Origin of the sequence: uncultured Thalassolituus sp. (genome assembly GCF_950066645.1) — a bacterium.
Taxonomy (GTDB): Bacteria; Pseudomonadota; Gammaproteobacteria; order Pseudomonadales; family Oceanobacteraceae; genus Thalassolituus.
This window is the reverse complement of sequence record NZ_CATMFB010000026.1, coordinates 1-24,126: the sequence shown is the minus strand read 5'-3', so window position 1 is coordinate 24,126 and position 24,126 is coordinate 1. Positions and strand designations below refer to the sequence as shown.

Sequence of the window (24,126 nt, the reverse complement as noted above, 5' to 3'; positions counted from 1 at the left end):
CCTTCAATGACATTTCTATCAGCATCCGGTATATTCCGTGCCGTCCGACAGTGAGTTGGCGTAAAGACGAAAGGAACTCGTTGCCTCCATCTGCCGTTATCTGGCCCTTCCTCTTTGTGTCTGAATTCCTGTCTTCATCCAGCTACAGGAAAGACCGGTTATGTTATCCCGCGCGCTGATACGTATTTTCGCCGCCTCAGTTCTTACACTTTCATCTGCTTCACTCTTTGCCGAAGACAATCGCCCCGATTTCGATCGCGACGACGATGGTCTGATTGAGGTCAATGACCTTGCCGATCTGGACGAAATCCGCAACAGCCTCGACGGCACCAGCCTGTATGGTAAAAGCGAAGGCTGCCCAGAAACGGGCTGTAACGGCTTTGAATTAACCACTGACCTGGATTTTGATACCAATGGCGATGGAGTCATAGACAGCCAGGATACTTACTGGAATGACGGACAGGGTTGGTTGCCAATCGCGACGGGGTATAACAAATACTTCAGTGCAAACTTTAATGGCAATGGCTACGCGATTAAAAATCTGTATATCGACAGGCCAACTACTTCCAATATCGGTTTATTTTCTAAAACAAGAGGGGCAGACGTCACTCGCATAGAAAAATTGGCTTTCATCGGATCACTAACAAAAATCCAGGGAGCCACATATGTAGGAAGCATTAGTGGCACTGTAATATCCGCAACAATCTCTGAAATATATACCACTGGTAAACTATCAGGAACTTCAAGAGTCGGTGGTCTTATAGGTATCGGCCATTATCTCAGCGTCAACAACGTATTTTCTTCCAGCGCGACATCGGGAATTTCTTATATTGCTGGGGTTATTGGCGAACTACGTTACACAGCTGCCAGTAATATACTGTCAACTGGCTTTGTAAGCAGCGATCAATCATGGAGTTCAGGCGCAATAATTGGTAACTCTTTTGAAACAGAAACAAGTGCCACCTATTGGTCCCGTAACTCATCAGGCAAGGAGACTGGAACTGGCTCTGAGACGGAGTTCAGATCATCACTCTCCGAGCTTCAATGTCCTATATCCGAGTCTGACGAAACCTGTATTTCAGAAAAAGTTCTCTACCAGGGCTGGGACCCCACTGTCTGGGACTTTGGTACGTCAGAGCAATTACCAGCACTTAATATCGATGGAAAGCTGTATCGGGACAGTGACGGCGATGGCGTCAGCGATGACGAAGACTCCTTTGTCTATGACCGCACGGCCTCCATAGATTCAGATAACGACGGTTATCCAGACTCGCCTTCTCCTGGCTGCGGCCCCTCATGTCAGGACGAAAGTCCCCTGATCTATGACAGATTTCCAGATAACAACGCAGCAGGAGAAGATCTCGACGGTGATGGTTTGCCTGACCAGTGGGCTTCTTTATGCGACGCTGTATGTCAAACAACCTCAGGGCTGACTCTGGATGAACATCCCGGAGACCATGACAATGATGAAATTCCTGATGACGTTGATAACGATGACAACAACGACGGTATTATTGATGCCGATGCAGACTCCGACGGATTAATTGACATTGCCAGCCTTGAAGAGCTGAACGCCGTCCGCTACGAAACAACAGGAAATGGCCAGAAGCTATCAGAAGCATCTACCGCTGACAGTAGCGGATGCCCACGTATCTACTACGATAGCCGTTGTCGCGGTTATGAACTCACTCAAACTCTAGATTTCGACACAAACTCTGACGGTGTAATGAACGAATCTGATGAGTATTGGAATGAAGGTGAAGGCTGGCTGCCACTTTTCAGGCTGGAAAGTGAATTCAACGGCAATGGATACGCTATACGCAATCTCTACATAAACAGACCTTCAACTAATTCAATCGGTCTGTTTACCTCCCTTTCCTCTCAGTCATGGGTTCATGACTTAGTGCTGACAGGCCCTCTTGTCTATATTTCTGGAAGGAATGATACAGGAACACTTGCCGGCTCCAGTGGAAATACCACTATCGAACGCGTACTGGTAAACACGCATATTGATGGTGAAGGCATCTGGACTGGAGGAGTCGTTGGAGATTCAAGTAGCACCGAATTTTCCGATATTTTTGTTAGCGGGAATGTATACGGCCCTTGGATCGTTGGTGGTATATCAGGCGGAGCTGCAAGTTCCGTATTCAGAAATTCAGTCTCATCAACCTATATTGATGGTGGTCAGGTCACCGGAGGGCTTTACTCCTATGGCGAGAATAATGAGACAATCGCAAGCTACTTTGCAGCTGACCTGGTCAGATTAAAGACTGCGATTGAAGGTGGCTACACACCAATAGAATCCGATATTTATCTCAAAGATCTTAGATGCCCCACCACTCACACAAATACTTCATGTAGTTCAGAAAATATCTTATACGATCAATGGAATAGTGAAATCTGGAACTTCGGCAGTCGAATTCAGCTACCCTCTATGGTCCTGAAAAACGCATCTTATAGTGATAGTGATGGCGACGGAATACTTGATCCGGAAGATGCATTCGCCACGATACACGCAGCCGCAATCGATCGAGACAATGACAGCTATCCCGATCGGTTTACTGAGGGTTGCGATCTAAACTGTATCGTTTCCAGTGGTTTGACCCTCGATAAATTTCCGCATCATCCGGAAGCATCTATTGATGATGATAATGATGGCTACCCCGATAAATGGTCTTCAGGTTGTGACACCAATTGCCAGGCCGATTCGCCCTTGGAACTGGATCCATACCCCGGGGACATCGACAATGACGGTATACCAGACGAACAGGTACTGGCTGAAAACCCTGAGGGTCTGGCCGACTCCGATTCTGATGGGTTGATTGAAATCTATACGCTGCGACAACTGAATGCTATCAGATATCAACTAAATGGATATTCAAGAAAGCTCAGCGAAACAGCAGAGCCTGATAGTAGCGGATGCCCAGTACAGGTCATTGGAGGCATCCCTCAAGCAAGGTGTCACGGATATGAATTAATGACCGATTTAGATTTCGACACGAATAATAGTAATGACTTCGACTCAGGTGACGAGTTCTGGAACGACGGTAGAGGATGGAGTCCAATTGGGCAAGAAAACGATTACTTCAGAGGTGTACTGGAAGGAAACGGACATGTCATCCGAAATCTGAACATCAACCGGCCAGATGAGTTCTCCGCGCTATTCTTCGCAATCGACGGCTACGAAAGTAGCGTAACCAACCTCGCTATCACGGGATCACATGTTAGCGTTCATGGATTGCAGGCATCGCTCCTCGCGGCTGGGATTGTTAATGGAGCCTCAGTAAGCAATATTTTTATTACCGGCAATGTGTCTAGTGAAGTAGAAGCATCTTCATTGCTTACTACGATCCTTTTCGATGGGCACATCAACAATGTGTTTATAGGTGGCCTTGTAAGTCGAGTGAGCACAGGCTCTTCTTCGAATAGAACACTCGTACATGAGGTGTTGTCTGGGTCAATTTCGCACGTAATATCAACAGCAAGTTCAACTGGGTCTTTAACTTTTGGAATGACTGGAGGAAGCGCTCCGGAAACAGAGTTCTATTCTTTATATCAACTAGAGGCTCCTACCCTCGCATTGACAGAAAGAGAACAAGCGTTGGACATCAATATACACTCCCTCACCGAACTCCAGTGCCCCACCGGCCCGGACAACACCACTTGCGTTGAAGGTACCACCATGTATGAAGGGTGGGACACCGAGGTGTGGGATTTCGGCAGCAGCAGTCAGCTCCCCGGAATGCGGTTTGCCAACGGCATTCTGCGTGACAGTGATGGCGACGGAATACCGGATGAAAATAACGCCCCCGAAATCACGCTTACACTTACCCAGGATGGGAATGAAGAAGAGGAAATTATTACGGGCATGGGGGATGTCACCATTTCAGCAATTGTCACCGACATAGATGAGTCAGATACTCACGAACTGGTATGGTCGCTGGAGGGAGTCCATAACAGCTACAAGCTCGGAAATTCCGTGACGTTCAACCCCGATACGCTTCCGGAGGGAGAATATCGGATGGCGGTCACCGTGACCGACAATGGCTATCCGTCGATGAGTGCCACGGCTGAAATCATCACCCGTGTGATCGCCGGAGTTCAGGCACCGGTCGCTGCGCCACCTCCCGCTGAAACCGGAGGAAGCGGTGCAGGAAGTATCTACTTCTGGTGGATGCTGATGTTTGGTGGTCTGCTGTACGCCAACCGTCGCCAGGCCATGTAAGCCGACTCAGCGACCGTATTTCAATCGACGCAGATACGGTCGCGCCCCTGTTCTTTCGCACGGTACAACTGCGCATCTGCACGCTGAAACAGAGTAGCAACTTCGCTGTCGGCTCCCGGTTTCTCAGTCGCGATACCGATGCTGACAGTCACCCGCAACGACTGATTGCCGGCCATCATTGCCTCGCCACGGATCGCGCTCCAGATCTGCTTGGCAACAATACGGGCTGCGGTCGTGCCCGAATCAGGTAGGAGCACGACAAACTCTTCTCCACCGTACCGGAATGCACGATCGGAAGGACGTTTTAATACGGTCTGTAAGCGTGCTGCAGTCTGTTTAAGGACGTCATCGCCCACGGCATGACCGTAGGTATCATTCAGAGATTTAAAGTGATCCAGATCGATAACAAGAACTGACAGCTCTGTGCCCTGGCGACGAGCCAGCTCAAACTGACGATCCAGGGTCTCATCAAACTGACGACGGTTATACAGCCCTGTCAGCGCATCGGTTGCGCTCATCTGCTGTAGCCTGACGTTCGCTTCTTCTAACTGTCTGGTCCGCGATCTGACCTCCCGGTCAAGACGCTGATTCTGAGCCCGTTCAGTTTCAAGCAGAAGATCCTGAGCAACCGCAGATTCCCGCTGGGCTTCTTCACGCAGATTGCGCTCAACAGTGATACGCAGTGACAGCGCAAAGCCGAACAACACGGCCTGTACAAGCTGGCCAATCACCAGCGCATTATCGAGTAGCAGGCTGTTCGGTATGACTTCCAGTTTACCGAGAATATAAGCCACGCTTCCCAGGGTATACATCACAGAGGCCGCAAATACGGCGTAAGCCGGCAGGTATCTGTCGTACATCCGCAGCAATACGATAAAAGCGCCCATCACAAGAGTGACCAGAGCCGCGATGAGAGTAATGCGGATCATTTCCTGGTAAGGCAGGATAAAGCTGAGCGCAATTAATCCAAGTGAGACGATGGCCATCGCATTGAATAATCGTGCGAGAAAAATGCTCCTTTCACGTATCTGCACGACCGTACTTACGTACATAATGCCGAAGAAATTCGACATGTTAATTAATACACTGATGCTGTATTCATTCCACGCCGGTAGTCCGGGCCATAAATAGTGGTAGCTGGAACCCCATAAGGTCGCCTGAATCAGCCCCATCACTGTCGTCAGTCCGGCGAAATACAGAAACCCCCGATCACCTGCCGCCAGAAAAATCAGGATGTGGTAAAACCCGAGCATAATAATGGCGCCGAAAAATGCGCCATGTATCCAGCTGTTCGCCTGACTGCGTTCAATCAGAGTGATATTTTCGAGCACGCTGACAGGCACTTCCATTGACGACTCAGTCCGTACGCGGATGACGACGGTTGCCGCTCCGTCGAGAACTTTTTCCAGTGGAATAAGAAAGTTTTCGTGGGCGAGTACCCGGGTAGAGAAAGGGAAAATATCTCCGGTCTTAACACTGTCCAGCAAAGCGCCATTTTCGCCGATCAGGTAAACGTCGATTTCATCAAGAATGGGATAGGAAATTTCAATCCAGGCATGACTGACGGCCTCCGGATCTCCGCGCAGGTCAAACCGGAACCAATACGCCGACTGGGTATAGCCAAACTGTGGAGGCGATGACGCCACAGGCTGCCATCCCCACTGGGAAAAGTCCTGCCATTCGCGCTCTCCAGCCGCATCCTGGACATACTCCATCCGGGGTGTAAGCGAATGGAAATTCTGGTCCAACCACACAGCGGCCGCCTTCACCGGCAGGCTCAGGCTAAGCAATAAGAATGACAACAGCAGAAAGGGGAGCGAGCGCATGGGCGTCTCCACAGGCTTCTCTGTATTCAGTGTAGTATTCCTGTTTTTTCTGTCATTTATGACATGAGCTTAATTTGATGCAGCACACAGTTCACCGGCCTGATGCGCCGTCAATGTGCGTTATTCCTCATTCTGGCGCAGCCAGACTCCCGCCAGCTGTCATCTTCTGCCACTCCAGCCTCTGGTATTTCCCAGGGGTCATACCTGAATACCGGCGGAACGCCTCCCGAAAACTCGCAATATCACGGTAGCCACACTGGCGGGCAACATCCGTGACCCGGGCGCCAGGAACAAGCAAGCGCTGCATCGCTGACTGAAGGCAATGTTCATCGAGTAATTGAGTATAGCTGGTTCCTGAGAGCTGCAATTGTCGTCTCAATGTCCGCTCCGATGTGTTGAGTGCAGTCGCCGCAGTACTCATCGATGGACGGCCCTCCTGCCCGCTAAGCCACTCACGAACCCGCCAGGTCACATCGCCTGAGCGCGCGCTGGCGAGCCGCTGCACTTCACTCTCGCAAGCGGCAAGAATCTGTGCACGGGTCACGGGGTTAGCGAACGGCAGCGGCGAGCTGAGAAGCTCTGCAGGAAAAATCAGACGCGTCTGTTTGCAGCTGAAATGTACATTCGCTCCCAGGTGACGACGCCACTCGCCTGCGCTTTCAGCACTCAGAGGAACCTCTACTCGCTGAAAGCTGAATGGCTTCCCAAGTAACTGTTCTATCTGGGCGCTCAGGCTGGCAATCATGACCTCAAGAGAAAATCTCAGGTTCACTGGCAAATCACCGGTCACAGGGGCTACCCGGACGATACAGAGGTCATCGTGAACATCGGCACGCAGCTGAAACCGGCTCCGAACCAGAACGCGGTAACGGTTTGCTGTCGCGAGTGCTTCACCCAGGGTCCGGCTGCACAACAGCGCACCCGCCATCATCCCCCATCGGGAGAGATTCAGAGCCACTCCCAAGCGCAGCCCAGCATCAGGAAGCTGTTTGAGAAGCCGGGCAATATTGCGGTGAACAATATCGAACTGGCGATTTGAGAGCCTCAGCTCAGTATCGTCGAGGCAGTCGTCCGCCAGCCCGGTCCCCAACAGCCAGCTGCGCATTGGGATACCGTGCTCGTCCATAAAGCAGCGGATGAGCTGCAATTCCGCTGCCGGATATACCGCATTATGTTCAGTTTCCGACACTCTACCGCCCCAATTCGGCCAACAACATAGGTTTCAAGGCCATTATATAAACAATAACAACCTTATAACCCACCAATTGAGTAGAGTGAAACCCGCCGTGAGACTCACCGATGAGGGTGTTATGCCAAATAACGTTAATAACGATGCTGCCAGTATTGAAGCCATCCGGACTGTGATCCGTCGTGCCGGAGACGACGCTCGTCAACGCTACCCGGTTTTAGCCAACAATAACCTGATGGGTATGAGCATATTCCTGGTATCTGTCGCCGGTATTCTTGGCTGCGGATGGGCCTGGCTCGAAGGTGTGATGCCTGCCTGGCTCTGTATTCCCCTGGTTGCCATACTCACGTCATTCCTCCACGAGCTGGAGCATGATCTGATTCACTGGCAGTATTTCAAAAACAACAAAGCGATCCACAACCTGATGCTGTTAGGCGTATGGGTATTCCGTCCCGGCACGATTAATCCGTGGATCCGCCGCCGGCTGCACTTCTTACACCACAAAACGTCAGGCACCGCGGAAGATCTGGAAGAGCGCGGCATAGGCAACGGCCACCCTTACGGTTTCGTACGTTTCTGGGTAATGATGGATACTTTTACGGGTAACCTACTGAGGGTCTGGATGTTCCTGCCAGCTGGACGCCGCTGGCATTCAGCAAAGCGTATTATTGCCTCGAATATGCCCTTCGGTGTGATCACGGCCTTTGTCTGGTACAGCTTTTTACTGATTCAACTGATTAATCTGCTGGCAATGCCATTCGGCGGCTCTGCACCTGAAGCCCTGCTCAGCTACGCAAACGCTGTTACACCACTGATCGTTATTCTGATCGCACCATTTTATCTGCGCTCCTTCTGCCTGAATTTTATCAGCTCGAACATGCATTATTACGGTGGCGTCGACTCGCTGCTGAATCAGACCCAGGTACTGAACGACTGGCGCTTCCTACCATTTCAACTGTTCTGCTTTAACTTTGGCAGCACCCACGGCATTCATCATTTTGTGGTGGGCGAACCCTTTTATATCCGCCAGTTAACCGCCAAAGCAGCGCATCAAGCCTTCCGCGAACACGGAGTCCCGTTTAACGACTTCGGGACATTTGCGCGGGCGAACCGTTTTGAAACAGTGAAGGTGGGTCAGACGGCTGACGCCTGACCCTTTTTGGCACACTCGACTGTTTCCACCCTTAACAGGGGATGAGACACTCATCCCCTGTTTTTTTTATGACCACCATACGGAGTTCCTGCATGTCCCTGCCTGAATCACTTCGCCCGGGCCTGAAACTGCCCTTAGTTGTCGCGCCAATGTTTCTGGCCTCTGGTCCTGCACTGGTTACCGCATGTTGTAAATCTGGGGTGATTGGTACATTTCCCGCGCTGAACCAACGTTCAAGTGAAGGACTGGATCAGTGGCTGACCCAAATCCGTAGCGACCTGGATGCGTGGGAAGCGGAATCCGGAGAAGCGGCTGCTGCTTTTGGCGTCAATCTGGTTGTGCACAAAAGCAACGCACGACTGCAGGAAGACCTGAAAATTATCGTTAAGCATAAAGTGCCCCTGGTCGTTACTTCCCTTGGCGCCGTACAGGACGTTGTCGATGCCGTTCACAGCTACGGCGGAGTGGTCTTCCACGATATCGTTAACGCCCGTTTTGCCCGCAAAGCGGCGTCTGTTGGTATCGATGGTCTGATTGCTGTCGCTGGCGGGGCCGGAGGTCATGCCGGTGACTGGAATCCGTTTGCACTAGTGAACGAAATTCGTCAGTTCTTCGACAAAACCGTGTTGCTCGCCGGTAGCCTGAGCACCGGCCGGGATATCGCGGCAGCGCGTATGATGGGCGCCGACATGGCGTATATGGGCACCCGTTTTATCGGTACAGAAGAGTGTCAGGTACAGGACGAATACAAAGATATGCTGGCCACCAGCAGTGCCGCCGACATTGTTTACACTCCTAAAATTTCCGGTGTGAATGCATCGTTCCTGAAACCGTCGCTGGATGCCCACGGCATTGATCTGGTCACTCATAAGAAACCTGACCATGTAGATTTTGGTGCCGAACTGGATATTGAAAAGACCGCGCAGGCGACCACCGCCAAGCCATGGAAAGACCTCTGGTCTGCCGGTCATGGTGTTGGCAGCATCACAGATGCCCCACCTGCCTCAGAGCTGATCCAGCGCCTGAAAAATGAGTACACGAATGCCATCGCTGCGTTTAAGGAGAACAGCCTGTGACTACCTACACCACCCTGAACTGGGAAGTCAGTGACCACATCCTGACCCTGACGTTGAACCGTCCTGAGCAGATGAATGCCTTCACGGTTGAAATGTGTAACGAACTTATCCACGCCTTCGACCGGGCCAGTCTGGACGATGACGTCCGGGCGATTATTGTCACCGGCGCAGGCAAAGCTTTCTGTGCGGGAATGGATCTATCTAAGGAAGGGAATGTCTTCGGCCTGGACGAATCCCAGCGCCCGACCATGCAGGACATGAATGAGCGCTTCAGCGATCCGGCCATCGTTCAGGGCGTTCGCGACACAGGTGGGCGCGTTGCGTTGGCAGTCTTCCGCTGCACCAAACCTGTCATTGCTGCCATTAATGGTGCTGCTGTAGGAATCGGCGCAACCATGACCTGTGCCATGGATATCCGCCTGGCGTCTGAGCATACTCGTATCGGATTCGTGTTCAGCAAGGTCGGTATCGTACCGGAAGCCTGCTCAAGCTGGTTCCTGCCTCGCATCGTCGGTATCTCAAAAGCCCTCGAGTGGACCATGACCGCCGAAATCTTTAACGGTGACGTCGCAAAGGAGGCAGGATTTGTCAGTCAGGTGATCCCTTCCGGCCAACTGCTTGACGAAGCCCGGAAAATTGCGCAAAAAATAGCCAGCCGATCCGCCGTATCGGTCGCGATGATACGGCAGATGATGTATCGGAACAGCGCCGCAGCCCATCCGGCTGAAGCGCATAAAGTGGAATCGCTGGGCATGTTTTACACCAGTCTTGCCGATGGCAAGGAAGGTGTTGCCAGTTTTCTGGAAAAACGACCCTCCGACTTCAGCGCCACTGTCAGCAGTGATATGCCGCCGATCTACCCCTGGTGGGATCAGGCGGAATCCTCTGACTGAGGCTTTGTAACAGGTCACAGGTAACAGTTTTACCGTGTGAGCAGAACAAGCCCTGTGCTAGCGTCGGTTGGAGTTAAGTTAAACGACCCCTCTACCATTACAGGAGGCGCCGATGAGAACAGGTATTATTCTGCTGGCTGCTGGACGCAGCGAACGTTTTGGCAGCGATAAGCGCTGTGCCCCCTGGCCAGGGCATCAATGTATGCTCAGGGCCAGTATCGACAATGCAGTGGCATCTGGTCTGCCCTGCTTTGTCGTTCTGCATCCAGGCGACCATGACGTCCTGGAATCGTGTATCCCCGAAGAAGCGAGTGCCGGGATCTGCCCTGACGCAGCCCATGGCATCGGCCACAGCATTGCGTTTGGAGTGCATTCAAACCAGGACTGGGATGGCTGGATCATCGCCAGAGCGGACATGCCCTGGATTACCGCAGAGACCTATCAGTTACTGGCCCGCCACCTGGAGCTGACCGATTGCGCACGCCCGGTCGATCGTTTTGGTCAACCCGGGTTTCCTACCGCATTCCGCCGCGAACACGCCTTCGAGCTGATGAGCCTGAGCGGGCATCGCACTGAAGTCCGGATCATCCCTGATCGCAGAAATGTGAACGTCATCATCGACGATCAGATGATTCACAATGACGTTAACACCCCATCAGATATGCCCTGCGCTGTCTGAAATAAGCTCCCCCATAAACAGAAAGCCCCGGATATACCGGGGCTTTCTGCGGTTCACTGATGATCAGGCTTTGCCATGATCAATCAGATAGTTTTCGTAGTCTTTGCGCAGATCAACCTTCAGCAGTTTTCCTGTCGCTGTATGAGGCAGTGACTCTACAAAAATCACGGCATCAGGCATCCACCACTTCACAATTTTATCTTCGAGATACGACAGCACTGACGCTTCGTCGACTTCCGCTTCCGGATTTTTCACCGCCAGCAGAATCGGACGTTCATCCCACTTCGGATGACGAGCACCAATCACGCAACACTCAGCAAGCTGAGGATGACCAACCGCAGCGTTCTCGAGATCGATCGAGCTGATCCATTCACCACCCGACTTAATCACATCCTTGGAACGGTCAACGATGTTCATATAGCTGTTTTCATCAATGGTGGCGACATCGCCCGTATCGAACCAGCCATTTTCGAAGCTGGAGGTATCATCGTTGTTGTAATACCCATTAACGATCCATGGCCCGCGTACTAACAGACGCCCGAACGTTTTACCGTCGCGCGGCAACTCATTGCCATCGTCATCACAGATTTTAATTTCGACACCAAAGACCGGGCGGCCCTGCTTACGCTGAAGCTGGTAACGCTCTTCTTTAGGCAGGGCAGCCATAATCCCATTGTAAGCATTGATGGTCCCGATCGGGCTCATCTCAGTCATGCCCCAGGCATGAACAACGAACGCGTCGTGTTTCTGATCAAAATCTTTGATCATCTGCAGAGGCGCCGCAGCACCGCCGATAATGACGTTCTTCACGGATGCCAGCTTCTTACCGATGCTGTCCATATGGTTCAGCAGCATCAGCCATACGGTCGGAACTCCTAGCAAGAGGTCTGGTTTTTCCGCTTCAATCAGCTCCCACAGCGAAGCCCCGTCCATCCCCGGGCCAGGGAATACCTGCTTAGCACCGGTGATACATGCAGAATATGGCGTCCCCCAGGCGTTCACATGGAACATAGGAACCACTGGCAGGAAGCACGAACTGGAAGACAGCCCCATCACCTCTTCACCCACGGAAGAGAGTGCATGCAGACAGGTTGAGCGGTGTGAATAAAGCACGCCTTTCGGGTTGCCCGTTGTCCCTGAGGTGTAGCACATGCTCGCACCTTTACGCTCATCAAATTCAGGCCACTCAAATTCATCAGATTCTGCGGCAAGAAGCGTCTCGTAGCACTGAGCATTCGGGAGCTTAGTCTCTGGCATTTTGTCTTCATCACACAGGATGATAAAGCCTTCGACATTGCCGATATGAGGCAGAATGGCTTCGAGCAGTGGCACAAAAGTGAGATCAACAAAGATATAACGGTCTTCGGCATGATTAACGATATACACCAGCTGCTCTGCGAACAGACGCGGGTTGATCGTATGCAATACCGCACCATACCCAGATACCCCGTAGTACAGCTCGAAATGACGATAATTGTTCCACGCCAGCGTCGCGATCCGGTCGCCATCATTGATGTTCAGGCGCTGCAGCAGGTTCGCGACTTTACGCGCGCGCGCAGCGGCGTCTTTCATGGTGTAACGGTGGATATCGCCTTCACAGCGACGACTCACAATTTCAGAGTGCGGATGTGTCACCTCGGCATGCTGCAATAACGACGAGATAAGCAGCGGGCGATCCATCATCAGACCTTGCATAGGGGTTCTCCTGAAAGGGTGTTGTTGTTATTGGGACTTACGATAGAAAGGTCGGTCGGGAAAGACAAGGGCGTATCTGCCAAAATGCGACGAATCTCAGAACGAAAATGGCCGCCTGACGGCGGCCTTGGGCTTCGCACTGCCCGGGTCGGCAGAAATCAGGCTGTAGCCGCCTGCTTTTCTGCTGCTCTGGCTTTTGCTTTCTGCACAGCCAGGTCCTGCTCTTCGCGATAGAACTCTGATTTCCAGCGTTCAATCAATTCTGAGTTTTCGTGGTCCCAGGGGTGGAATCCTTTCTTGAACCAGTCCATATAGTTCTTAATTACACCGGTAAACATGCCTTTGGGCCCGGTCATGAAACGCCAGAAACCTTTCACTTCGCGCCAGGAAGGCATTTTCTTCTGCCACCATAACAGCTTAACCGTGTACCAGCCGATACGATGGAAGAAAAACAGGGTCGCATACACCTGACACCAGCGCAGATACTTCTGGTCACCCTCAATGCTCATAAAGGTGTCGAAAGCGACTGACTTATGTTCGATTTCTTCAACCGCATGCCAGTACAGAAGGTCCTGCACAGGCTCTGCCAGCTTATCGAGCGTCTCCGGATACGTCAGCAGGTGCTCAGCCAGAATGGCCGTCAGGTGCTCCATACAGACGGTCATCGCCAGACGGAACTTGTCTGAGCGCGGGTGTACGTGGCGTTTGATATAACTGCCCAGGTCTTTATCCAGAGCAACCGCATCAAACCCCAGATCACGAAGGATCTCATTCACACGCTCATGCTGGCGGCTGTGATGACCTTCCTGACCGATAAAGCCACGGATCTCCTGTTTCAGCTTATCGCTGGACACTTTTTCGCGATAAAGACGGACGGAATCAATAAACTCACCTTCACCTGCAGGGAACGTCGACGACAGCGCTGCAAAAAATGCAGACAGCAGAGCGTTATTGTCGAAAAAATACGGAGTTTCCAACTGTTCAAACGGCATCGACATGTGGCGCGGCTTGATTTCAGGATGCTGTGCAACCGTTGCGTTCATAACTTTCTCCTCAGCAGGATCTGTTGTTGTTCTGTCTTTTCTATATTCCACCAGCCTCCCCGACTGAAACAGGTGGAAAGCAAACAATCTCCGGTGAAAAAAAACACAGTCGCTACACAGGTATAGTTGCCCGCCGGCGGTTCCCCGGCATAATAGTCACGATATCCACTAACGCCGGACGCCAATATGCCAACCATCTGGGTCGATGCTGACGCCACCCCGAAACCCGTCAGAGAAGTCATCTGCCGGGCTGCCATACGCACAAACACAACGACCTGCTTTGTGGCCAACCATCGGGTGCCTGTCACGCCTTCGCCCTGTATCACCGCCCTGCAGGTCGAGCCAGGCTTTGATGTTGCCGACAACCTGATTGCTCAACGGGCTCAGCCGGGCGATCTGGTGATTACCCAGGACATTCCTCTGGCGGCCGAAGTGCTGGAGAAGCAGGTTGAAGCCATTAATAACCGCGGTGAAACCTACAACCCACAAACCATTCGTCAGAAACTCAATATGCGGGATTTCATGGAAACCTTGCGATCGTCTGGTGTTCAGAGTGGAGGCCCGGCGGCTTTTTCAGATAAGGACAAACAGGCGTTTGCCAACTCTCTGGATCGCTGGCTGACCCGGTCCCAGCGAGCAAAACCGTGAAGATCTGCATACTCGGCGCCGGTGCAATAGGGTGCTATCTCGGTGGCGCACTGTCCGCAGCCGGCGCCGATGTCACCCTTATCGTTCGTCCCCGTATAGAGACCGAACTGAAAGACGCGGGTCAGATTCACCTGAGTGATTATCAGGGTCTGTCACTGGATGCCCCCCTGCCCCAGCTATCAACAAGCGCCGATACTCTGGTCAGCGCAGATGTGATTCTGTTGACGGTGAAGTGTGCAGCAGTCGCCTCAGCAACAGAAGAAATCGCCCGGTTCGCCCGTCCTCAGGTACCAGTAGTCGCTCTGCAGAATGGTATCGGTAGTGAAGAATCCCTGAAGAATCTGCCGAATCCGGTAATACAGGGGATTGTCGGCTTTAACGTTGCCCCCCTGGGTAAAGGCTGCTTTCACCGTGGGACAGAGGGCGACGTCTACACATCTGCACTCTCGTGCGGAGACTCGCTGAACCAGTATTTCTCTCAGGCTGGCTTTGCGCTGAAACAAACGGATGAGTTTGAGGCTTTGCGCTGGGCCAAGCTTCAGTTAAATCTCAATAATGCGATCAACGCATTGAGCGATATGCCGTTAAAAAGCGAGCTGGAAACCCGCGCATACCGCAAAGTACTCAGCGAAGCCATGAATGAACTCATCGCCGTGGCCGACGCACGTCAGCTACAACTTCCCCAGCTCACCAGGCTGCCCGCGCGCTGGCTACCCAAACTGATCCGCGTACCCGATTTTCTGTTTCGCCGACTGGCGTCAAGCATGCTGGCCATTGATCCGGAAGCGCGCTCGTCTATGTGGGAAGATCTGAATTCAGGGCGCAGAACAGAAGTAGACTTTATTAATGGCGCTGTGGTCAGAGAATCAGAAAGGCTCGGCCTGAACGCCCCTGCAAACCGGGCACTCATAGAGCTGATACACGGGATTGAAACCGGGGCCCGGCTCGCAGGAATGTCTGGCGAAGATATTCTGCAACATATAAAAAAGCGGCGCTGAAAGCGCCGCAAAAGAGTCACAGGGGTTACCCCCTGCCGTATGACTACTGTGTACCGACCGCGGCTTACCTGCCGCGGCCAGCGTCCGTCTCAGGCAACCGCTCCCTCTTTTTTCGCGGTTTTCTTCGCCGGTATATCCTGTTTTACCTGCGCATCCAGCTTCACCCACTCATAGTGTGCAGTGATTACTTTTTTATTCCGCTTCCAGAACTTAAGTGTGGAATAAGGCCAGAGTACAAAGTTCTTGCCATCAGACTGCTGATACCAGCTTGAACAACCTGACGTCCAGACCGAGCCTTTAATACGCTCCTGAATCTCGCGGTTGAAATCATCCTGCGCAGTTTTCTTAACATTCAGGTAATCAACGCCGCGTTTTTTCGCTTCTTTCATACCTTCAAGGATGTAGTGCACCTGAGCTTCAATCATGAAGATAATTGAGTTATGGCCAAGGCCTGAGTTAGGCCCCACCAACTGGAACATATTCGGGTAACCACTGACGGTATTCCCCAGGTACGCTTCAGCGCCATCTTTCCAGTCTTCAAGGATATCCCGGCCGGGCAGACCTTTAAGATTGAATTTATCCATGTAACCGCGAGGATCTACGATAAATCCTGTACCCAGAATAATCGTGTCGCATTCACGCTCAACACCGTTTTTATCGACAATACTGTTTTCCCGGATTTCACGGATACCGTCGGTCAGTAACGAGACATTTTTACGGTTAAACGTTTTGTACCATTTGTTTGAAATAAGAATCCGCTTACAGCCAATCGTGTAATCAGGCGTCAGTTTCTCGCGCACATCAGGATCTTTAACCTGCATATTAATAAAGCGCTTCGCCAGAAACTCGACGCCTTTCGCCAGGCTGGGATTAAAAATTGGCCACACCCGCATTTCATTCGTGAAATACAGACGCGAGCGATACAGACGACGCAGAGACGGAAAGTTCTTAAACACCCATTTACTCGCAGCACTGTACGGACGCTCGTCGCGTGGAATCACCCAGGCAGCGGTACGCTGGTACACATCAAGCTGCGCGACATCAGGTGCAATTTCCGGCACGTACTGAATGGCACTGCCACCCGTACCGATAGACGCAACCTTCTTGCCCTTCAGATCATAATCATGATCCCACTGAGCTGAGTGCATCACCTTACCTTTAAAGGTATCCAGCCCTGGAATATTCGGAATCTGAGGCACATGCAGCGGGCCGGTTGCCAGCACGAAGTAACGACAGCGGATTGTCTGTCCATCAGCCGTCCCTACCGTCCAGGTTGCGGTTTTTTCATCAAACACCGAGCTGTTTACTTCAAGCCCGAAGCGGATATTCGGACGCACGTTATATTCAGAGACAGTGTCGAGAATATATTGCTGAATTTCGTTCCACGGAGCGTAACGCTTGGTCCAGTCAGACTTATTTGTGAAAGAATACGAATACAGGTGAGACTGCACATCACAGGCGCAACCCGGATACGAGTTGTCACGCCAGGTACCACCAACTTCGGTCGATTTTTCAATGATGATGTAATCAGTCTGTCCTGCTTTCTGCAGCCCAATGCCCATTGCGAGGCCACCCAGGCCCGCGCCAATAATTACTGTGTCCGTATATTTTGGCAGAGTAGTGTTAATTTCTTTCATCGTTTTCTGCTCCATCGCGTTATTATGTTTACCAATGTACGTGGAGCGGCCCGGACGCCACCATGTCAGGTTTTTCTGAAAAATTAACAGATTCGGCCACTATGACTCTCAGATCCATACTTGCCCTGAGCTACACCATCGAGCAAATACAGAAGCAATATGGGCTGGACCCCGCGCCAGCTCTGGCTCGCAACGGAATCTACCCAGACCAGATGGACGCCAACGCGGTGATTTCTCAGGCCGATGAGCTCGCAGTGCTTTCTGATCTGTTTATTGATCTGCGTCATGATCCTCTGGTGGCCCTGAAGCTCAGTTCGACCTTTGGCCTGTCGGCTTACGGTGCTTTTGCCATGATGTTGATGAGCTGCAGCACCGTCTATGAGGGAATTCAGCTGGGTATCCGCTATCAGGAACTCAGTTACCTATTCAGTCGTCTGGATTTCGAAATGACCGGTGATGAGGCCTCCCTGGTTCTTCATCCCTACCATGTCCCGGAAGAACTGCACCGTTTTGTGATTGACCGGGACGTGGCTGGCACCTTTCAGTTTCTGAATATGATGCAGGCCATGCTGGGGCAGCAGTCCAAGCCGGTAAAAATCTGTGTGCCCTACCCCGCGCCAAAAGAAAAAGATGTTTACGAGAGTACCTTCGGCTGCCCGGTAGAATTCGGCACCGATGTTGCGCGCTTTGTGATACCGGACGGTCTGATCAATAAAACACTGCCCAATGCCAATGCAACAGCTCTGGCACTCTACCGCCAGCAATGCGATGAACTTCTGAACCAGCGGCGTCAGCCCGAGCACGATCAACTGAGCCGGCGGGTGCATAAGTACCTGAGCATGTTCCGCGATGAGTATCCTTCCATTGCCGAATGCGCCGAAACATTCAGTACCAGTGAACGCAGTTTCCGCCGCCAGTTGAAGGATGAAGACACCACCTATCAGCAACTGCTCGATAGCGTACGCTCAGAAAAGGCCTGCCACCTGCTGGATAACACCTCGCAGAGCATTGAGCAGATCGCAGTAAAACTGGGGTATACCGAAGCGGCGGCGTTTATCCGCGCATTCAAGAAGTGGCATCAGATGACGCCGGCACAATACCGCAAGAAATAGCGCTGAGCGTTGCTCAATCGCCCGAAAACAGATTCCGGAGTGCGTCGCGCTCATCCACGGTCACATGATGATCTTTCTCCGGAGGACGCTGCGCGCGGACCTGATTCCGACCCCCACGTTTTGCCTCGTAAAGCGCACCATCGGCCATCTCAATCAGGGCGCCCGGTTCAATCTCATCAGAATCCGGAGCCACGGCAATACCGATACTGGCAGTCACCTTGAGAGTTCCTTCCGCCAACGGAATATCACTTTCCTCCAACGCCTGACGGAAACGCTCCGCCACCTGTCGCGCCAGCATCAGCTCGGTCGAGGGCAGAATGACAGCAAACTCCTCACCACCGTAACGACAGCACAGATCCAATTTACGTGTTGCACTGTTCAGTAGTTCGGCCACAAAGATGAGAACCCGGTTGCCGTTCTCGTGCCCATGTGTGTCATTGATGTTTTTGAAGTGATCCAGATCCACCATCATCAGCGCGGTGGCCATCCCTGTCCGGCGGGTTCTCTCCAGCTCATGCTCGAGACTGTTGCGGAAATAGCGGACGTTATGCAGCCCCGTGAGAGGATCGGTGATCACCTGCTGGCGGAGTTCAGTAACCTCCTGCAATAAAGGGCAACCGGTTTCGCCAACCGGACAGACAGCGGGTGATAGCGACATATCGGGGTTTCCGTCCCAGAGAGTATCAGGGTTAACAATGAATATTCAGTAACTGACAACAAGTCTAGACCATTGAGGCAACAATGGTTTGCGCAGGCTGACAGCTGGCGTAACATTCTCACCGATTTCCCTGTTTCTGAGTGCTGAACTGTCCATGACTGACACATCCGACCGCAATTTCGACGATCTGGCCACCCGCTTCAGCAGGACGATTTATGCCACGCCGCGAGGGCAACTCAGACTGATGGCGCTTCAACAGGACTTTCAGGACCTCGCGGTTCCTCTCAATGCATCTCAGGTGCTGGACATCGGCGGTGGGCAGGGGCAGTTCAGCCTCTGGCTGGCCCGACAGGGCGGGAATATTTCACTCTGCGATATCTCTCGCGAGATGTTAACGCTCGCTGAAGACCAGTTCGCAGCAGCAGAGCTACCACTAAGTACAGAGCTGGCGCCTCTCCAGAGCGTTTCTGAGGCTTTTCCGGGAGAGTTTGACATCGTGGTCAACCATGCCGTCCTCGAATGGCTGGAGAAGCCCATGGAGGCTCTCCCTCTTCTGACTGCTAAGGTCCGCCCAGGGGGATATCTCTCTCTGATGTTTTATAACCTGCATGGTCACCAATGGCGACAGCTGATGAATGGACGCACCCACGCCCCAGCCTCGGCTAATCCCCGCCTGAGAAAAGAAGGCAATGCGCCGCAACACCCACTGGATCCCGACGAGATAGAACAGAGTCTCAGAGACCTGGGCTTTGAACTCTTGCGCTGGCGTGGGATACGCTGCATCCATGACCACATGCATCAGAAAATACGCGACCGGATCGGACAGGACGCCGTTAACCGTGCAGACCTCGAAGCTGGCCTGCAGGAGCCTTACCGACGGCTCGGGCGCTACGTTCATTTTCTGCTGAGAAAGTCCCGGTGAAGCGCCTGCTGATCAGCGCCTGTCTCCTGGGCGAAAAAGTCAGATACGACGGTGACGATAATGCATCGAAGGTCAGAGACCTGCAGAACTGGATCAGCCAATGGAACGCTCAGGGCAGACTGGTGCCAGTCTGCCCTGAAACGTCCGGTGGATTACCTACGCCCCGTCCACCGGCAGAGACCACCTCTGACGGGCTGGAGGTACTGCGCGGTCAGGCCCGGGTTATTACCGTCGCGGGAAAGGATGTGACAGACGCGTTCATCGCGGGAGCGCAGAAAACACTGCAGCAGGCTCAGAAGTGCAATGCAGCCCTCGCTCTGCTGGCTGCCCGGTCACCCTCGTGTGGCAAAGGCCTGATTTACGACGGTACCTTCTCCCGGACACTGATCCCCGGGTCTGGCGTGACTGTTGCTCTTCTCGAAAAAAATGGCATCCGCTGCTTCAGCCCGGACGATGCAGAGGACCTCATCCGGGCGATGGAAGACAACGTCAGTTGATGTCGTAACTTTCAATACGAAGATACTGGGCCCTCAGGCCTACAGCCCGTACCCCGCCAAGGTCGCCGTAATTAGGCCCTGTTTCCGGCACCGCACCCAGCTGAACCTGTCCAATAATAAAATTGCTCTTCGGAGCATTGTCATAATAATCGTTGAAGAACGCCTGAACATTTTCTTTAGTTCTGGCCTGCCCCGTGGTTTCAAAATCGGGGAAACCCAGTTCGAAAACGAAGTGACCATCGGAACTGACATCAAACGTCAGCGGCTGAACATCGCCATAGCCAAGATTCAGATCATAGAGGTAATTATTCAGTTTCAGAGCCGTGCTGTCTTTCAGTGCCAGCTTGTCTTCAATAACCGCATCGGAATCACCGGGTTTTAATTCACATTCGACACCGCAGGAAGAAATCACAAACTGCTTAGCAAAAAATCTGAGGCTCAGTTCACCATTCAGTTTTGCCAGGCCTGTGTCTTTATCAGGGCGCGACCACAGCCGCAGATAAGAATTATCAACGTACAATCCTTTCATTTCGAAAGACAGGTAGTCTTTAACCCGACTGATTTCGCCTGTGTTCTTATTCTCGTTAATCACTTCAAAACTGAGGCGTGCTCCGACATCCAGGCCGCCACGACGCTGTTGCCCGCGATTTAATGCCAGCGCAATATCATTGATATCATCACGCTCACCGGTACGGACCGAAATCAGACCGTCGCTACAGCTGTCGTCAGTGGCGGATTCACCACAGAGCACCTGATACTTATCCGCGTCTGCAATCCGCTCACCTAATGTGCGTCCGCTTTCATCGGTGTATTCTTCTTTCGTCAGAATATCACCCAGATCCCGGTTTGCTTCCGCGAGTTCAAGATTTTCTGCTTCCCAGTTTTTCTCAATATCCGCAACATCATTCTTTGCGTCTTCCCAATCATCAATCTGATCATTGTAATTACGCTCTTCGGTAGAGCAGCTTGTGCCAAAGAAGCCACAATCATACTTTTCGCCAAGGTTCACCGATTTATCCGTCAGTTGATAAAGCTGAGACGCCTCAGTGAGTTCATTACCCGCAATTGTTTTTGCGGAAGCATATTCCCCAGGGTTTTCCGCCTCGTAGGTACGGATGGCTTCCGCCAGAATAACCTGCTTTTCTTCGATGACACGCTGCTGTTCATAAACCACACCGCCGGGGCTCTGAACGACTTCAGACTCATTGATGAGGTAAGAAGATGCTCCACCCGCATAAACGCCAGAGTAGAGGGCATTAAGAGCATCGACGTCCGCCTGATATCCGGCAATCTGGTTATCAATTTCGTCGACAGCGGTAAAGGGAGTGTCACCTGGCTGACTTCCACAACCGTCATGCCCCCAGATACACCCCTGATAGCGGGAGTACACACTGAACAGCGAAGAGTTCTGCAATGGGTTCGTGTATGAATCTGTTTTTAATTCAAGTAATGCGACGTCATCCCCGATCTGGCTGAACTCGGGAGCAGAATTTCCCCTGACCGACTGAATTACCCAGGGATGGTAATAAGTCCCGATCTGGGCATCGCGGGGTTGCGTTCCGTAAACGCTCCCTTCACCCATAATATAAAAGCCATCAACCGAGGCGGTTATCTCTTCGTTGTTGCTGTTTTCGATACCTGTGATGGTCATGCTGGCGCCATCGGTGGAAAACTGAAAATCTTCCAGCACCAGCCCGAGTCCGTCGCCGGTTGTTTCTGACAGCTGGCTATCGGACAAAGAGCGCAGCTCAGCGTACGCTGGTAATGCCATCACGGCCGGAGCAACCACATAAATTACGTATTTCAGCATCCCTTGATTCTCCCTACACAAGTCGCAACGCGGGGAGTACCTGCAAGGCCCCCATACAGATCGAGTGTTAATGGATAACGCTTATTACCCTGGCCATCAGCATAAGCTGCAGAATTGAAGAAAGCGCCACGCTCGGTATATACACGCCCATCGGTCGTCAGCCCGGACAGGTCTTCCCAGGGCACCAGCCCCGACTGCAGAGAAAAGAATACCCCTCGCGCTGCGGTATCATCGAAGGTCGCGCCCTCTTCCCGTTGCTCCTCTGGAAGCCCAAGATAGATCGACTGATAAATTCCTGTCTTCAGACAGCTCCGGACACCACTGATTTCACAGTCTTTTGCTTTCAGTAGCGGCAGAATTCCTCCGAGCCACCCATTGGTACTGAAATATCCTCCCGTCGGCACACCCGCCCAGGTTGCCCGTTTAACATAACGAACCCCCTCGTCTGTTCCAGACGGCAAAGCATTACCCGTGTAGCCATCGAGCAGTTCAATAGGAGAATAAATAACAGATCCGGTTGCTGCAGAAAGCAGCAGACATTGTGTTGCACTTCCCGAAGCATCAGGGCCTTCACACGCACTGTTGTACGCATCGCGACCAATACCCGTCACATAAGCCTGAAAATTACCGGTAACAGATAACAGATCGGCCGATAAGTAGCCTTGAGATTTACCAAAGCCCATACGGAAACCAACAACCTGCCGGATTCCCTGCTCGTTATCTTTGTACGCCAGTTCTATGTACGGATCGCGGATATGGAAAGCATCCACCTCGGGATTCTCGGAATAAGGATTTTTCACTCCGCCCAAAGCAAAGTTCTCAAGAATCAGGTCTGCAGAGGGAACTTTGACTTCACCATCCTCAAAAATAAATTCAACAGTACGCTGCGATCCGTCGCTGCCTTCAACCACCATAGGCGCTGTTCCGTCGCCATCGCCATACGATCGCTCGAATTCACCAATTACGAGTTCATCGGCCGTGAGCAGCGTCTGAATATCCAGTCCGAGATTAATCCGCCGGAAATCCCAGGTCTCACCACCTTCGGAGTAAGAGGAAGAATCGACAGAAATAAATGCCTGTGCAGCAACGTCAGATAATTCCCGTTCAGAAATAGCCTGCAGTGCCAGGCTCGTCGTAGACAGGCTGAGTGCGGTAAGCGCGAATAGGGGCTTGAGCATGCGTCATCCTCTGTTCTTATTATTGATTTCCATATCGACTGAACAACTGTTGCGCGTTAAGGCTGAACCCGTAGCAACAACCTATGGAGTTATATGTTCAGAATGTATCGAACGCCGATCTTCGTGATCAGTGACATTTGTCATGTACAGGAGTCTATCTGACCCAGTGACTTTTCAAGACAGAATAAGAAGCGGACTAAAATCGCTGTTATCGCTGAGAAAGCCTGCTGTCATGCGCTTCAGTACCACTGATATTCCCGGAAGTAGCAATACGAGCCAATCGCCAGCAGCGACAATTGGAGACAAAAAACGCCTCAAGCTGAGCAGACAGACTAAGCCGTTATACTGAACGCGTGTTTCCACACGGATGAAATAACGCAGACACCAACGTTGAACATGGCAGTAGTTGGCGAGCAGGGATTCACTGATGCGTATGAACGGTCTCGTCCATCCCGAGCGCAATAGTGGCTTCGGATAGAACTGTTTAAACTGGGATATTTTGGCGCTTCGAGGAAAGTTTTCTGAAATGGCGCGCTCGGGAGAGAGGATAGACTCTCGGGCGCTGACGCGGTCCTGATTGCTCCCGGCAATCAGCCGAACCTATCAGAGGCTCTCGTCCATCCCGAGCGCAATAGTGGCTTCGGATAGAACTGTTTAAACTGGGATATTTTGGCACTTCGAGGAAAGTTTTCTGAAATGGCGCGCTCGGGAGGATTCGAACCTCCGACCGCCTGGTTCGTAGCCAGGTACTCTATCCAGCTGAGCTACGAGCGCGCATCAGAAAAAACAACACGATAAACATTCGGGGAGAATGGCGCGCTCGGGAGGATTCGAACCTCCGACCGCCTGGTTCGTAGCCAGGTACTCTATCCAGCTGAGCTACGAGC

General features: G+C 52.1%; 18 protein-coding genes and 1 tRNA gene. 10 read left to right on the top strand and 9 right to left on the bottom strand.

The annotated features are described in order from the left end of the window. Window positions 1–160 precede the first annotated feature (160 nt). A complete protein-coding gene (locus tag Q1L85_RS16370; RefSeq protein ID WP_300433597.1) occupies window positions 161–4,225 on the top strand; it encodes a hypothetical protein in 4,065 nt (1,354 codons plus the stop codon). A gap of 20 nt (window positions 4,226–4,245) precedes the next feature. On the opposite strand, the gene Q1L85_RS16365 is transcribed toward Q1L85_RS16370, so the two are convergent. Next, window positions 4,246–6,051, bottom strand: a complete 1,806-nt coding sequence (locus Q1L85_RS16365) for a diguanylate cyclase (RefSeq protein WP_300427183.1) — start codon at window positions 6,049–6,051, stop codon at window positions 4,246–4,248. Window positions 6,052–6,178: 127 nt separating this feature from the next. Beyond that, on the bottom strand, window positions 6,179–7,240 hold the full coding sequence (locus Q1L85_RS16360) for an AraC family transcriptional regulator (RefSeq protein ID WP_300427184.1): 1,062 nt from the start codon (window positions 7,238–7,240) through the stop codon (window positions 6,179–6,181). Window positions 7,241–7,361: 121 nt separating this feature from the next. On the opposite strand from Q1L85_RS16360, the gene Q1L85_RS16355 reads away from it, so the two are divergent. The 4 genes from Q1L85_RS16355 to Q1L85_RS16340 all read left to right on the top strand — a co-directional run bounded on the left by Q1L85_RS16355 (window position 7,362) and on the right by Q1L85_RS16340 (window position 11,041). Then, entirely contained in the window at window positions 7,362–8,393 is a 1,032-nt protein-coding gene (locus Q1L85_RS16355) for a fatty acid desaturase (protein WP_300427185.1), read from the top strand. Between the two features lie 92 nt (window positions 8,394–8,485). Continuing rightward, window positions 8,486–9,469, top strand: a complete 984-nt coding sequence (locus Q1L85_RS16350) for a nitronate monooxygenase family protein (RefSeq protein WP_300427186.1) — start codon at window positions 8,486–8,488, stop codon at window positions 9,467–9,469. Beyond that, window positions 9,466–10,362 carry a crotonase/enoyl-CoA hydratase family protein gene (locus Q1L85_RS16345; protein WP_300427188.1) on the top strand — a complete coding sequence of 299 codons (897 nt, stop codon included), beginning with the start codon at window positions 9,466–9,468 and terminating at the stop codon, window positions 10,360–10,362. Before Q1L85_RS16350 ends, Q1L85_RS16345 begins: the two co-directional genes overlap by 4 nt. 112 nt (window positions 10,363–10,474) lie before the next feature. Continuing rightward, window positions 10,475–11,041 carry a nucleotidyltransferase family protein gene (locus Q1L85_RS16340; protein WP_300427189.1) on the top strand — a complete coding sequence of 189 codons (567 nt, stop codon included), beginning with the start codon at window positions 10,475–10,477 and terminating at the stop codon, window positions 11,039–11,041. 63 nt (window positions 11,042–11,104) lie between these two features. On the opposite strand, the gene Q1L85_RS16335 is transcribed toward Q1L85_RS16340, so the two are convergent. Both Q1L85_RS16335 and Q1L85_RS16330 read right to left on the bottom strand, forming a co-directional pair. Next, complete coding sequence (locus tag Q1L85_RS16335; RefSeq protein WP_300427190.1) at window positions 11,105–12,736, bottom strand: long-chain-fatty-acid--CoA ligase; 1,632 nt, start codon at window positions 12,734–12,736, stop codon at window positions 11,105–11,107. Window positions 12,737–12,894: 158 nt separating this feature from the next. Further along, complete coding sequence (locus Q1L85_RS16330; protein ID WP_300427192.1) at window positions 12,895–13,779, bottom strand: metal-dependent hydrolase; 885 nt, start codon at window positions 13,777–13,779, stop codon at window positions 12,895–12,897. 186 nt (window positions 13,780–13,965) lie between these two features. Between Q1L85_RS16330 and Q1L85_RS16325 the strand changes: the two genes are divergently transcribed. Together Q1L85_RS16325 and Q1L85_RS16320 are read left to right on the top strand one after the other, a co-directional pair. Next, complete coding sequence (locus Q1L85_RS16325) at window positions 13,966–14,427, top strand: YaiI/YqxD family protein (RefSeq protein ID WP_300427193.1); 462 nt, start codon at window positions 13,966–13,968, stop codon at window positions 14,425–14,427. Further along, window positions 14,424–15,425, top strand: coding sequence for a 2-dehydropantoate 2-reductase (locus tag Q1L85_RS16320; protein ID WP_300427194.1), 1,002 nt, complete (start codon window positions 14,424–14,426; stop codon window positions 15,423–15,425). The genes Q1L85_RS16325 and Q1L85_RS16320 overlap by 4 nt, the downstream gene beginning before the upstream one ends. 89 nt (window positions 15,426–15,514) lie before the next feature. Here the strand turns inward: Q1L85_RS16320 and Q1L85_RS16315 are convergent, their stop codons facing one another. After that, window positions 15,515–17,062: an NAD(P)/FAD-dependent oxidoreductase gene (locus tag Q1L85_RS16315; RefSeq protein ID WP_300427195.1), complete on the bottom strand. Its 1,548-nt coding sequence runs from the start codon at window positions 17,060–17,062 to the stop codon at window positions 15,515–15,517. Window positions 17,063–17,163: 101 nt separating this feature from the next. On the opposite strand from Q1L85_RS16315, the gene Q1L85_RS16310 reads away from it, so the two are divergent. Then, window positions 17,164–18,174: an AraC family transcriptional regulator gene (locus Q1L85_RS16310; RefSeq protein ID WP_300427196.1), complete on the top strand. Its 1,011-nt coding sequence runs from the start codon at window positions 17,164–17,166 to the stop codon at window positions 18,172–18,174. A 13-nt stretch (window positions 18,175–18,187) separates the two neighbouring features. Here Q1L85_RS16310 and Q1L85_RS16305 read toward each other — a convergent pair whose 3' ends face one another. Continuing rightward, window positions 18,188–18,832, bottom strand: a complete 645-nt coding sequence (locus tag Q1L85_RS16305; protein ID WP_300427198.1) for a GGDEF domain-containing protein — start codon at window positions 18,830–18,832, stop codon at window positions 18,188–18,190. Between the two features lie 154 nt (window positions 18,833–18,986). Between Q1L85_RS16305 and Q1L85_RS16300 the strand changes: the two genes are divergently transcribed. Next, window positions 18,987–19,754, top strand: coding sequence for a methyltransferase domain-containing protein (locus Q1L85_RS16300; protein ID WP_300427200.1), 768 nt, complete (start codon window positions 18,987–18,989; stop codon window positions 19,752–19,754). Then, window positions 19,751–20,251, top strand: coding sequence for a DUF523 domain-containing protein (locus Q1L85_RS16295; RefSeq protein WP_300427202.1), 501 nt, complete (start codon window positions 19,751–19,753; stop codon window positions 20,249–20,251). Before Q1L85_RS16300 ends, Q1L85_RS16295 begins: the two co-directional genes overlap by 4 nt. Here Q1L85_RS16295 and Q1L85_RS16290 read toward each other — a convergent pair. The 3 genes from Q1L85_RS16290 to Q1L85_RS16280 all read right to left on the bottom strand — a co-directional run bounded on the left by Q1L85_RS16290 (window position 20,244) and on the right by Q1L85_RS16280 (window position 24,013). After that, the gene (locus Q1L85_RS16290; protein WP_300427203.1) at window positions 20,244–22,061 is read right to left on the bottom strand and encodes a hypothetical protein; all 1,818 of its coding nucleotides are present in this window, start codon (window positions 22,059–22,061) and stop codon (window positions 20,244–20,246) included. The genes Q1L85_RS16295 and Q1L85_RS16290 overlap by 8 nt on opposite strands. Beyond that, complete coding sequence (locus tag Q1L85_RS16285; RefSeq protein WP_300427204.1) at window positions 22,055–23,239, bottom strand: hypothetical protein; 1,185 nt, start codon at window positions 23,237–23,239, stop codon at window positions 22,055–22,057. The genes Q1L85_RS16290 and Q1L85_RS16285 overlap by 7 nt, the downstream gene beginning before the upstream one ends. Before the next feature lie 697 nt (window positions 23,240–23,936). After that, window positions 23,937–24,013: transfer RNA gene (locus tag Q1L85_RS16280), tRNA-Arg, on the bottom strand. Between the last annotated feature and the right edge of the window lie 113 nt (window positions 24,014–24,126).